This window comes from Pseudomonas sp. 3-2 (assembly GCF_019710535.1).
Lineage (GTDB): Bacteria > Pseudomonadota > Gammaproteobacteria > Pseudomonadales > Pseudomonadaceae > Aquipseudomonas > Aquipseudomonas pharyngis.
In genome coordinates, this window is the sequence record NZ_CP081200.1 from 4,432,194 (window position 1) to 4,444,450 (window position 12,257).

8 protein-coding genes are annotated in these 12,257 nt (G+C 59.9%); 2 read left to right on the forward strand and 6 right to left on the reverse strand.

The window, feature by feature from the left end; all coding sequences use genetic code 11:
• Nucleotides 1–87 precede the first annotated feature (87 nt).
• The 5 genes from topA to K3819_RS20030 all read right to left on the reverse strand — a co-directional run bounded on the left by topA (nt 88) and on the right by K3819_RS20030 (nt 7,497).
• Nucleotides 88–2,718, reverse strand: a complete 2,631-nt coding sequence (topA, locus tag K3819_RS20010) for a type I DNA topoisomerase (RefSeq protein ID WP_221397813.1) — start codon at nt 2,716–2,718, stop codon at nt 88–90.
• 114 nt (nt 2,719–2,832) lie between these two features.
• Nucleotides 2,833–3,069 carry a DUF1653 domain-containing protein gene (locus tag K3819_RS20015; RefSeq protein ID WP_007953059.1) on the reverse strand — a complete coding sequence of 79 codons (237 nt, stop codon included), beginning with the start codon at nt 3,067–3,069 and terminating at the stop codon, nt 2,833–2,835.
• Between the two features lie 98 nt (nt 3,070–3,167).
• Nucleotides 3,168–4,343, reverse strand: coding sequence for an acetyl-CoA C-acyltransferase FadA (gene fadA, locus K3819_RS20020; protein ID WP_085613118.1), 1,176 nt, complete (start codon nt 4,341–4,343; stop codon nt 3,168–3,170).
• A 29-nt stretch (nt 4,344–4,372) separates the two neighbouring features.
• Nucleotides 4,373–6,520, reverse strand: coding sequence for a fatty acid oxidation complex subunit alpha FadB (fadB, locus tag K3819_RS20025; protein ID WP_085613117.1), 2,148 nt, complete (start codon nt 6,518–6,520; stop codon nt 4,373–4,375).
• A gap of 539 nt (nt 6,521–7,059) precedes the next feature.
• On the reverse strand, nt 7,060–7,497 hold the full coding sequence (locus tag K3819_RS20030) for a hypothetical protein (RefSeq protein WP_085613116.1): 438 nt from the start codon (nt 7,495–7,497) through the stop codon (nt 7,060–7,062).
• Between the two features lie 103 nt (nt 7,498–7,600).
• Here K3819_RS20030 and K3819_RS20035 point away from each other — a divergent pair, with 103 nt between their 5' ends.
• The gene (locus tag K3819_RS20035) at nt 7,601–8,038 is read left to right on the forward strand and encodes a universal stress protein (RefSeq protein WP_011335197.1); all 438 of its coding nucleotides are present in this window, start codon (nt 7,601–7,603) and stop codon (nt 8,036–8,038) included.
• A gap of 75 nt (nt 8,039–8,113) precedes the next feature.
• On the opposite strand, the gene K3819_RS20040 is transcribed toward K3819_RS20035, so the two are convergent.
• Nucleotides 8,114–10,036, reverse strand: coding sequence for an ATP-binding cassette domain-containing protein (locus K3819_RS20040; RefSeq protein WP_064381114.1), 1,923 nt, complete (start codon nt 10,034–10,036; stop codon nt 8,114–8,116).
• A 215-nt stretch (nt 10,037–10,251) separates the two neighbouring features.
• On the opposite strand from K3819_RS20040, the gene K3819_RS20045 reads away from it, so the two are divergent.
• Nucleotides 10,252–12,180, forward strand: coding sequence for a transglycosylase SLT domain-containing protein (locus K3819_RS20045; protein WP_085613115.1), 1,929 nt, complete (start codon nt 10,252–10,254; stop codon nt 12,178–12,180).
• Nucleotides 12,181–12,257 lie beyond the last annotated feature (77 nt).

The window sequence follows — 12,257 nt, forward strand, 5'->3', positions numbered from 1 at the left end:
AAGGCCGCATGAAAACCCGAAGGTTGTCATGCGGCCTTTTGTCGTATTGGGCCGATAACATCAGCCCATCGCAAGGTCGGAGTCAGCTCACGCCTTGGCTTTCGCCGGACGCTTGTCCTCAACCGTCCACTTGCCACCGTCAAAGAACGCTTTCCAGCCAGTCGGCTTGCCGTCGACTTCGGTCTGAACATACTGTTCTTTGGTCTTGCGGCTGTAGCGGATCACGGCTGGCAGACCATCCGGATCCTTCTGCGGCGCTTCGCACAGGAAGTGGTACTTCGGATCGATCTCGTCCTTGTGCGGCAGAATCTCGATCACCAGCGGAGCACGGGTCTCGCGGTTTTTCGGGAACTGACTGGCCGCCAGGAACAGGCCGGACGCTCCGTCACGCAGGATGTAGGTGTCGTTGACCTTCTCGCATTTCAGCTCAGGCATCTTCACCGGATCCATCTTCGGCGGCGCCGCATCACCGCTTTTCAGCAGCTTGCGGGTGTTCTTGCACGTCGGGTTGGTGCAACCGAAGAACTTGCCGAAACGGCCGGTCTTGAGCTGCATCTCGCTGCCGCACTTGTCGCATTCCAGGCTCGGCCCCTCGTAGCCCTTGATGCGGTAGCTACCTTCTTCGATTTCGTAGCCGGCGCAATCCGGGTTGTTACCGCAGATGTGCAGCTTGCGCTTTTCGTCGAGCAGGTAGGCATCCATCGCCGTGCTGCAGATCGGGCAGCGGTGCTTGCCGCGCAATACCAGGGATTCCGACTCACCTTCGTCATCAGCCGCGATTTCGTCGCCCGGCACCAGGTTGACGGTGGCCTTGCAGCGCTCTTTCGGCGGCAGGCTGTAGCCCGAGCAACCAAGGAACACACCAGTCGAGGCAGTACGAATCTGCATCGGACGGCCGCAGGTGGTGCACGGGATATCGGTCATCACCGGCTGGTTGGCACGCATGCCGGCTTCCGGATTCTCCGCCACTTCGAGTTTTTTCTTGAAGTCGCCGTAGAACTCGTCCAGCACGTTTTTCCAGTCGCGTTCACCCTGGGCCACGTCATCGAGATTCTCTTCCATGCCGGCGGTGAAGCCGTAGTCCATGAGATTCGAGAAGCTTTCCGACAGACGCTCGGTAACGATGTCGCCCATCTTTTCCGAATAGAAACGACGGTTGTGCAGGGTCACGTAGCCGCGATCCTGAATGGTCGAGATGATCGCTGCGTAGGTCGAAGGACGACCGATGCCGCGCTTTTCCATTTCCTTCACCAGGCTGGCTTCCGAATAACGGGCCGGCGGCTTGGTGAAGTGCTGGGACGGATCGAGCTTTATAAGCTTCATCACGTCGCCCTGCGCCATATCAGGCAGAACGTCATCGTCGCCAGGCTTGGTGATTTGCGGCAGCACACGGGTGTAACCGTCGAACTTCAGGATGCGGCCCTTGGCGCGCAGCTCGAAGTCGCCGGCAGCGACGCTGACGGTGGTCGACAGGTATTGCGCCGGCAGCATCTGGCAAGCCAGGAACTGGCGCCAGATCAGCTCATAGAGGCGCTCAGCGTCACGCTCCATGCCGGCCAGCTTGCTTGGCGTGGTGTTGGCGTCGGAAGGACGAATCGCTTCGTGAGCCTCTTGTGCGCCTTCCTTGCTGCTGTAGACATTCGGCGACTCCGGCAGGTATTTCTTGCCGAACTCGGTTTCGATGTAATCGCGCGCCATCGCCACGGCATCAGCCGAGAGGTTGGTCGAGTCGGTACGCATATAAGTGATGTAGCCGGCTTCGTACAGACGCTGGGCCATCATCATGGTTTTCTTCACACCGAAGCCCAGGCGGTTGCTCGCGGCCTGTTGCAGTGTGGAGGTGATGAACGGTGCCGACGGCTTGCTGCTGGTCGGCTTGTCTTCACGCTTGACGATGCTGTAGCTGGAGGACTTGAGCTTCTCCAGCGCTGCCGTCGCTTGGGCTTCGTTCAGCGGCTTGAAGGCTTCGCCTCTCTCGCGAGCCACTTCGAAACGCACGGTCGAGCCTTTGGCGGTGCCGAGATCGGCATGCACTTCCCAGTACTCTTCCGGGTTGAACGCGCGGATTTCACGTTCACGCTCGACCACCAGTTTCACGGCAACCGATTGCACGCGACCGGCGGACAGACCACGGGCGATCTTCGCCCACAGCAGCGGTGAGACCATGTAGCCGACGACGCGGTCGAGGAAACGACGGGCCTGCTGCGCGTTCACTCGATCGATGTCGAGTTCGCCCGGCTCCGAGAAGGCTTCCTGAATCGCCTTCTTGGTGATTTCGTTGAACACCACGCGCTTGTAGCGGCTGTCGTCACCACCGATGGCTTCGCGCAGGTGCCAGGCAATGGCTTCCCCCTCGCGGTCCAAGTCGGTTGCGAGATAGATGGTGTCAGCATCCTTGGCGAGCCGGCGCAGCTCTTCGATGACCTTTTCCTTGCCCGGGAGGATCTCGTACTTGGCTTTCCAGCCGTGTTCAGGATCGACTCCCATCCGCGAGACCAGCTGCTTGCGCGCCTTCTCTTTCGGCGACAGCGCTGGCGCTTCGCCCGCAGCAGCCTTGCCGCGCTTGGCGGCTGGCTCCTTGCTGGCGCTAGCCGAACCGCTGGTGGGCAGGTCTCGGATATGGCCGATACTCGACTTCACCACGTATTGGTTGCCCAGATACTTGTTGATGGTCTTGGCCTTAGCCGGGGATTCCACAATGACCAGCGATTTGCCCATGGATCAGAAAATTCCTGAATTCTAGAAGTGAAAGGCGGTTGGCGCCTGACGCGGCACCGCTATATATAGTGGCTACAAGGTGAGGTCAAGCGCAGGGTTTTGCGCGCACTCGCCTTACGGCTTCGAAAAAAGGCTCGGTTCGGCTTGCACCAAAGCAAAGCGTGGGACCTGCTCGCCGTCAACCTCGACGGACTCCAGGAACATGCTCAAGGGACGTACCCAAAAGCCGTAATCGCCATACAGGGCTTGGTAAAAGACCACTTCTTCTTCGGTCTCGGAATGCCGCGCGACACTGAATACGCGGTACTGCGGACCTTTGTAATGTTGGTAGAGCCCAGGTTGTATCGGCATGCTTTGGCCCTCACTCAAATATTTTCAAAATAAAAACAAAATAAATCCGCAAAAACAAAAACCGGGGCACTTGGCCCCGGCTTCCATCGACGAGACGCTTAAACGCGTTCGAAGACGGTGGAGATGCCTTGGCCGAGGCCAATGCACATGGTGGCCACCCCGAAGGTGCCGCCATTCTGCTTCATCACGTTCAGCAACGTGCCGGAAATCCGGGCACCGGAGCAACCGAACGGGTGACCCAGGGCGATCGCGCCGCCGTGCAGGTTAACCTTCTCATTCATCTTGTCGAGCACTTTCAGGTCTTTCAGCACTGGCAGGGCCTGTGCGGCGAACGCTTCGTTGAGCTCGAAGAAGTCGATATCGTTGATACCCAGGCCGGCACGTTTCAGTGCTTTCTGAGTAGCCGGTACCGGACCATAGCCCATGATCGCCGGGTCCACACCCGCTACCGCCATCGAGCGAATCACCGCCATAGGCTGGATGCCCAGGTCCTGTGCGCGCTGTGCCGACATCACGATCATGCACGAAGCACCATCGGTGATCTGCGACGAAGTACCGGCCGTCACGGTGCCGCCCTTTGGATTGAACGCCGGCTTCAGAGCCGCCAGACTTTCCAGGGTGGTTTCCGGACGAATGGTTTCGTCGTAGTCGAAGGTTTTCAGGAAACCGTTCTCGTCGTAACCCTGCATCGGGATGATTTCGTCCTTGAACTTGCCTTCCACAGTCGCCTTGTGGGCCAACTGGTGGGAACGCACGCCAAAGGCGTCCTGCTGTTCGCGAGTGATGCCGTGCATTTTGCCCAGCATTTCAGCGGTCAGGCCCATCATGCCCGAGGCTTTCGCCGCGTACAGGGACATGTGCGGGTTCGGATCGACACCGTGCATCATGCTCACGTGACCCATATGCTCGACGCCGCCAACCACGAACACGTCACCGTTGCCGGTCATGATCGCTTGCGCCGCGGTGTGCAGCGCGCTCATCGACGAGCCGCACAGACGGCTGACGGTCTGGCCGGCCGAAGTGTGCGGGATCTGGGTCATCAGCGACGCCATGCGCGCGATGTTCCAGCCCTGCTCCAGGGTCTGGTTGACGCAGCCCCAGATCACGTCCTCGACTTCGGCAGGATCGACCTTGGTGTTGCGTTCCAGCAATTTGCTGATCAGGTGCGCCGACATGTCTTCGGCGCGGGTGTTGCGGTGCATGCCGCCCTTGGAGCGGCCCATCGGAGTACGACCGAAGTCGACAATCACGACGTCTCTAGGATTCAAGCTCATAAGTTCACTCTCACTCTAGTTGGGGGCGCTTAACCGAAGAAGCTCTGGCCGTTCTTGGCCATTTCGCGCAGCTTCGCGGTCGGGTGGTACAGCGCGCCCAAATCAGCGTACTGGTCGGCCAGGGCAACGAACTCGGCAACACCGATCGAGTCGATGTAGCGCAGCGCACCGCCACGGAATGGAGGGAAACCAATACCGTAGACCAGACCCATGTCGGCTTCGGCGGCGGTTTCGACGATGCCGTCTTCCAGGCAACGCACGGTTTCCAGGCACAGCGGGATCATCATCCAGTTGATGATGTCTTCGTCAGTGACTTCGCGCTGCTCGTAGACGATCGGCTTGAGCACTTCCAGTACCGACGGATCGGCGACTTTCTTCTGCTTGCCTTTCTTGTCGGCCTCGTAGGCATAGAAGCCCTTGCCGTTCTTCTGACCCAGACGTTTGGATTCGTAAAGCACGTCGATGGCCGAACGACGGTCGTCCTTCATGCGATCCGGGAAGCCTTCGGCCATCACGTCACGACCGTGGTGACCGGTGTCGATACCGACCACGTCCATCAGGTACGCTGGGCCCATCGGCCAGCCGAATTTTTCCATGATCTTGTCGATACGGACGAAGTCCACACCGGCGCTGACCAGCTTGGCGAAACCGCCGAAGTACGGGAACAGTACGCGGTTGACCAGGAAGCCCGGGCAGTCGTTGACGACGATCGGGTTCTTGCCCATTTTCTTGGCGTAGGCAACGGTGGTGGCGATGGCCTGCTCGCTGGATTTCTCGCCACGGATTACTTCCACCAGCGGCATCATGTGCACCGGGTTGAAGAAGTGCATGCCGACGAAGTTTTCCGGACGCTTGAGGGCCTTGGCCAGCAGGCTGATGGAAATGGTCGAGGTGTTGGACGCGAGGATGGTGTCCTCTTTGACCTTGTCTTCGACTTCCGCCAGAACGGCTTGCTTGACCTTCGGGTTCTCGACCACGGCTTCAACGACCAGGTCAACGTGACCGAAATCGCCGTAAGACAGCGTAGGACGAATGCCGTTGAGCACTTCAGCCATTTTCGCGGCGGTCATGCGGCCCTTGTCAACGCGACCGACCAGCAGCTTGGCGGCTTCAGCCAGACCTTGCTCGATGCCGTGCTCGTTGATGTCCTTCATCAGGATCGGCGTACCTTTGGAAGCCGACTGATAGGCGATACCGCCACCCATGATGCCAGCGCCCAGTACGGCAGCCTGCTTCACGTCCTTGGCGATTTCGTCGTAGGCCTTGGCCTTTTTCTTCAGTTCCTGATCGTTCAGGAACAGACCGATCAAGCTCTGCGCGGCAGAGGTCTTGGCCAGTTTCACGAAACCTGCCGCTTCGACTTCCAGCGCCTTGTCACGACCGAAATTCGCAGCTTTCTGGATGGTCTTGATCGCTTCGACCGGGGCCGGATAGTTCGGGCCAGCCTGGCCAGCCACAAAACCTTTGGCGGTTTCGAAAGCCATCATTTGTTCAATGGCGTTCAGCTTGAGCTTTTCCAGCTTAGGCTGACGCTTGGCCTTGTAGTCGAACTCGCCGGAGACGGCGCGCTTGATCAGCTCAAGGGCGGCATCCTGCAGCTTTTCAGGGGCAACCACGGCATCGACGGCGCCGACTTTCAGCGCGTCTTCAGGACGGTTTTCCTTGCCGGCGGCAATCCACTCGATGGCGTTGTCGGCACCGATCAGGCGCGGCAGGCGCACGGTACCGCCGAAGCCCGGGTAGATGCCCAGTTTGACTTCCGGCAGACCGATCTTGGCCTTGGTCGACATGACGCGGTAGTCCGCTGCCAGGCACATTTCCAGCCCCCCACCCAAAGCGATGCCATTGATCGCGGCGACGGTCGGAACGTTGAGGTCTTCGAAATCGCTGAAGATCTTGTTGGCTTCGAGATTGCCAGCAACCAGCTCGGCATCCGGCAGCTTGAAGTTGTCGACAAATTCGGTGATGTCGGCGCCGACGATGAACACGTCCTTGCCACTGCTGACGATCACGCCCTTGATCGAAGCATCTGCCTTGATGGTGTCTACGGCCTGACGCAGTTCGTTCAGGGTAAGACGGTTGAACTTGTTGACGGACTCACCCTTGAGGTCGAATTTCAATTCGACGATGCCACTTTCAAGAGCTTTAACCGTGATGGCTTTACCTTCGTAAATCATCAACTGATCTCCACGATATGGAAGCTGAACAGTACACGTCGGACGCAGGCGAATGGCTCGGCAGGACGCTTTTTCGTCGATGCTGACACCCATCCACCCGGCACACCCGCCAACGCGATAGTCGGGATTCTGTAGGAGCAGTCTGCAATACAAACGCTCAATTCATACGCCCGTTTGATTTGGGTACGCCACCTTCACGGAATTTCCGACAATTGTCAATCGCCCAAAATACGGGTTGAAATGCGACTTTGCGGTCATTTCTGTAGGACGCAGCCCGGCCACACACGCTTGCATGTGGGGGCATTCATAAGATTAATAGTTAGAAAAGTCGCCCTAATTCACGGCACGCCTTGTTTAACAGGCTACGCTGGCTGGACTACGAAGGAAAACAGGCGCACGTTTGTTGACCGGATCACCCGACTCAGCGCCAAAAAGACTTTCCGGCCTGCCTGGCCAACCCCGCCCGATGAATCATGTCGGGCTTTTTATTGCGCGTCTGCCAGACGTTTCGCACCGTTGCAGCGCGAAAAATCCGCAAGTCATGCCAGCGCTTTCAGCGTGGCATCAATGTCCAGCAAAACCGACGCATCCCCCTTCTCGCCCCAATAAAGGGCGATCATCTGCTTGTCGGCCTCGACCTTGAAAACGTTGCCCGGCAATTTTTCGAAATGATTGAGCAACAGCGGATCGTCACAGACTTCCTGCCACTGATTCACCCAAACACCCGGGGATTTCTGCCAATACGTCCAGCACGCCGGCTGTTTGCCACGGCGTGGCCGATGGTATTGCGCACACGGGCTAGGCGGCTCCTGAGACATCCAGTGCGGCCATTCCTGAGGCGCCAGCTGCATGGCCAGCCCGATGCGCCGGGCCTCCGTGCGCAGGGCTATCCGGCCACTCTGAGCACGGGACGGACGCAACCATGCCAACGGACTCAACACCACCAGCAGGATTGACACCACCAGCCAGACCGTCATATCTCTACTCCCGAATCCTGATGAGCCCATTGCGTCACTTTGGAACCAATGCGCTTGAAACCAGCCATACTTACCAATATTGATCCCTCACGAGGAGCACCTCATGCCCTACCACCATATCCTGGTCGCCGTAGATCTGACCGAAGAGTGCGACCCTGTGATCCACCGCGCCCGAGAGCTGTCGGTGAGCAATGGCGCCAAGCTGTCGCTGGTGCATATCGTCGAACCGATGGCCATGGCCTTCGGCGGTGACGTGCCGATGGATCTGTCACAACTGCAACAACAGCAGTTCGACCAGGCCAAGGAACGACTCGAACGCCTGAAGCACAAGTACACCGAGCTCGAAGGCGCCAACTGCCACCTGACCTATGGCCAGCCACGTCAGGAAATCCACCATTTTGCCAAGGAACAGCAGTGCGACCTGATCGTGGTCGGCAGCCACGGCCGGCATGGTCTCGCATTGTTGCTGGGCTCGACCGCCAATGACGTGCTGCACGGCGCACCATGCGATGTGCTGGCGGTGCACCTGGTCAAACGCTGATACCAGTCACTTATGAAAAGCTGAAAAGCCCGGCGCCCATCACTGGACGCCGGGCTTTTTCATGCCTGGAATCAATCAGGCGTCGAGCTCGGCCCAGCGCTCCACCAGCGCATCCAGCTCAGCCTGCAACTGCTCCAGAGAAGCAATCACCTTGGCCGTCTCGGCCGGCGGACGCTGATAGAAACCGGCCTCAGCCATTTCAGCCTCGACAGCAGCAATCTGCTGCTCTTTGGCATCGATGTCGCCCGGCAGCGCTTCCAGCTCGCGCTGAAGCTTGTAGCTCAGCTTCTTTTTCGCAGCCGGGGCCGCAGCAACCGGTGCGGCAACCGGAGCCGGTTCGGCAGTGACCACCGCCGAGTTCAGGTCAGCCTTGCCGGATTTGCTTTCCGTCACGCCCAGCAGACGCGGCGAGCCGCCCTGGCGGATCCAGTCCTGATAGCCGCCGACGTATTCGCGAACCTTGCCTTCACCTTCGAAGACCAGGGTGCTGGTGACCACGTTGTCGAGGAATGCCCGGTCGTGACTGACCATCAGCACAGTGCCGTTGAAGGTCAGCAGCACTTCTTCGAGCAGCTCGAGGGTTTCCACGTCGAGGTCGTTGGTCGGTTCGTCGAGTACCAGCAGGTTCGCCGGCTTGCTGAACAGTTTGGCCAGCAGCAGACGCGCACGCTCGCCACCGGACAACGCCTTCACCGGCGTGCGGGCACGCTGCGGGCTGAACAGGAAGTCGCCGAGGTAGCTGAGCACGTGGCGGCTCTGGCCGTCGATATCGATGAAGTCCCGACCTTCGGCGACGTTGTCGATCACGGTTTTTTCCAGATCCAGCTGATGGCGCAACTGGTCGAAGTAGGCCACGTCGATCCTGGTGCCCTCTTCCACTTTGCCGCTGGTCGGTTGCAGACCGCTGAGCATCAGTTTCAGCAGGGTAGTCTTGCCGGTACCGTTGGCGCCGAGCAGGCCGATCCGGTCGCCGCGTTGCAGCACCATGGAAAAATCGCGGATCAGGAACGGACCGCCCGGATGCGCGAAGCTCACGTTATCCAGCACCATTACCTGCTTGCCGGACTTCTCCGCTGTTTCCAGCTGGATGTTGGCCTTGCCGGTGCGCTCGCGACGCTCGCTGCGCTCCACGCGCAGGGCTTTCAGCGCACGTACGCGGCCTTCGTTACGGGTACGACGAGCCTTGATGCCCTGGCGAATCCACACTTCTTCCTGGGCCAGACGCTTGTCGAACAGCGCGTTGGCGGTTTCTTCGGCGGCCAGCGCGGCTTCTTTATGGACGAGGAAACTGGCGTAGTCGCCGTTCCAGTCGATCAGGCCACCGCGATCCAGTTCGAGGATGCGGGTGGCAAGGTTTTGCAGGAAAGAACGGTCGTGCGTGATGAACAGCACGGCGCCCTGGAAATCCTTCAGCGCTTCTTCAAGCCAGGCAATCGCACCGATGTCCAGGTGGTTGGTCGGTTCGTCGAGCAGCAGCAGATCCGGTTCGGACACCAGCGCCTGCGCCAGCAACACACGACGACGCCAGCCGCCGGACAGTTCGGCGAGGGTCTTGTCGGCCGGCAGTTGCAGGCGGCTCAGGGTGCTGTCGACCAGGGTCTGCAAGCGCCAGCCATCGCGGGCTTCGAGGTCGTGCTGGACGTGCATCAGCTTGTCCAGATCGGCATCGGTGACGATGTTCTGGCTCAGGTGATGGTATTCGGCGAGCAAGGCGCCAACGCCGTCGAGACCTTCGGCGACCACGTCGAACACAGTCCGCTCGTCGGCCACCGGCAATTCCTGCGGCAATTCACCGATTTTCAGACCGGGGGCACGCCACACCGAGCCGTCATCAGGCTTCTGGTCGCCCTTGACCAGTTTCATCATGCTGGATTTGCCAGTGCCGTTGCGGCCGATGATGCACACCCGCTCACCACGGGCGATCTGCCAGGACACCTTGTCCAACAACGGCATCGCGCCGAATGCAAGGGACACATCGCTGAATTTGAGCAGGGTCATGAGCTTCTCCAAAAACCGGGCGCGCATTCTACCTGAATCGGGGCCCGAGCAGGCCGGCAATTTCGACGCTGACGCACTCTGCACAACAATTGTTGCGAACTTGTGCTGCAAGGCCGGCAAAGCTTTCGCCGCCTGCTGGCAAAAGGCTAAGCTACAGACAATTCAGTGCGGGTTTTGGGCCGGCACTTGTCATGATTTCTCTGCCCGGATGTCTCATGCGCAGTCGCCTCTTCAGTGTTTTTTCATGTTTGCTGCTTTCCGCCGCTGCCGTTCAATCCGCCCAGGCGGTGGACCTGTCCACCCAACGCCAGTATTACGATGAAGCCAAGCGCGCCCTGGCCAAGGGCGATACCGGCCCGTATTTCCGTTACAGCCAGGCTCTGGCTGATTATCCGCTGGAGCCATACCTGGCTTACGACGAGCTGACCGCCCGCCTGAAAACCGCCAGCAACGCGGAGATCGAAAAATTCCTCGCCGAACACGGTGACCTGCCCCAGGCCAACTGGATGAAACTGCGCTGGCTGCGCTGGCTGGCCGATCGCGGCGACTGGGCGACGTTCGTCAAGTATTACGACCCCAAACTGAATTTCACCGAACTGGACTGCCTCAACGCGCAGTACCAGATCAGCCACAACAAGAAGGCCGAGGGCTACGCCAACGCCGAGAAACTGTGGCTGACCGGTAAATCCCAGCCCGCCGCCTGCGATGCGCTGTTCGGCATGTGGGCCGCCGAAGGTCAGTTGACCGAACAGAAACGCTGGGAACGCGCCAAACTCGCCGCCCAGCACCGCAACTATCCGCTGGCCAACAGCCTGGTCAACGGCCTGACCACCCTCGCCCCGCGCGGCCGCCTGCTGGTGGACGTGGCGCAGAAACCGGAATTGCTCAACCAGCCGTCGCGCTTCACGCCGGCCGATGAACCGATGTCGGACGTGGTCAGCCTCGGTCTGCGCCGCCTCGCGCGCCAGGATCCGGACAAGGCCATGGCCCTGCTCGACGGTTATGCCAGCAGCATGCATTTCTCCCGGGATGAAAAAGTCGCGATCGCCCGGGAAATCGGCCTGACGCTGGCCCGCCGCTTCGACAGCCGCGCGCTGGACGTGATGACCAAATACGATCCGGAACTGCGCGACAACACCGTGTCCGAATGGCGCCTGCGTCTGTTGTTGCGTCTGGCGCGCTGGGATGACGCCTACCAACTGACCCGCCGTTTGCCACAGGACCTGGCCACCACCAACCGCTGGCGCTACTGGCAGGCCCGCAGCCTGGAACTGGCGCAACCGCAGAACCCGGAAGCGCAGACGCTGTACAAGAATCTGTCGCGGGAGCGTGATTTCTACGGCTTCCTCGCCGCCGACCGCTCGCAGTCGCCTTACTCGCTGAACAACAAGCCGCTGGTGCTCAGTCAGGCGCTGATCAACAAGGTGCGCAACACCCCTGGCGTGCGTCGTGCGCTGGAGTTCCACGCCCGTGGGCAGATCGTCGACGGTCGCCGCGAGTGGTATCACGTCAGCCGGCATTTCAGCCGCGACGAAATGGTCGCTCAGGCAAAACTGGCCTACGACCTGAAATGGTATTTCCCGGCCATCCGCACCATCAGTCAGGCGCAGTACTGGGATGATCTGGATATCCGTTTCCCGATGGCCCACCGCGACACCCTGGTGCGCGAAGCCAAGGTGCGCGGCCTGCATTCGAGCTGGGTGTTCGCCATCACCCGTCAGGAAAGTGCGTTCATGGACGACGCCCGCTCCAGCGTCGGCGCCAGCGGCCTGATGCAACTGATGCCCGGCACCGCCAAGGAAACCGCGCGCAAGTTCAGCATTCCGTTGGCCTCGCCGCAGCAAGTGCTGGATCCGGATAAAAACATCCAGCTCGGCGCCGCCTATCTGAGCCAGGTGCACAGCCAGTTCAACGGCAACCGCGTGCTCGCCTCCGCCGCCTACAACGCCGGCCCCGGCCGCGTGCGCCAATGGCTGCGCGGCGCCGACCACCTGAGCTTCGACGTGTGGGTGGAAAGTATCCCGTTCGACGAAACCCGCCAGTATGTGCAGAACGTGCTGTCCTACTCGGTGATCTACGGCCAGAAACTCAACTCGCCACAGCCGCTGGTGGACTGGCATGAGCGGTATTTCGACGATCAGTGATCGGGGCGCGTATTGCCGATAGATCGACGTGAACAAAAATGCCTGCATCGAGAGATGCGGGCATTTTTTATGGCGTT

What these genes read in the sequence shown, in the direction of transcription:
- K3819_RS20045 (WP_085613115.1), top strand. Translation starts at nt 10,252, where the DNA reads ATGCGCAGTCGCCTCTTCAGTGTTTTTTCATGTTTGCTGCTTTCCGCC.
- topA (WP_221397813.1), bottom strand. Translation starts at nt 2,718, where the DNA reads ATGGGCAAATCGCTGGTCATTGTGGAATCCCCGGCTAAGGCCAAGACC.
- K3819_RS20015 (WP_007953059.1), bottom strand. Translation starts at nt 3,069, where the DNA reads ATGCCGATACAACCTGGGCTCTACCAACATTACAAAGGTCCGCAGTAC.
- fadA (WP_085613118.1), bottom strand. Translation starts at nt 4,343, where the DNA reads ATGAGCTTGAATCCTAGAGACGTCGTGATTGTCGACTTCGGTCGTACT.
- K3819_RS20040 (WP_064381114.1), bottom strand. Translation starts at nt 10,036, where the DNA reads ATGACCCTGCTCAAATTCAGCGATGTGTCCCTTGCATTCGGCGCGATG.
- K3819_RS20030 (WP_085613116.1), bottom strand. Translation starts at nt 7,497, where the DNA reads ATGACGGTCTGGCTGGTGGTGTCAATCCTGCTGGTGGTGTTGAGTCCG.
- K3819_RS20035 (WP_011335197.1), top strand. Translation starts at nt 7,601, where the DNA reads ATGCCCTACCACCATATCCTGGTCGCCGTAGATCTGACCGAAGAGTGC.
- fadB (WP_085613117.1), bottom strand. Translation starts at nt 6,520, where the DNA reads ATGATTTACGAAGGTAAAGCCATCACGGTTAAAGCTCTTGAAAGTGGC.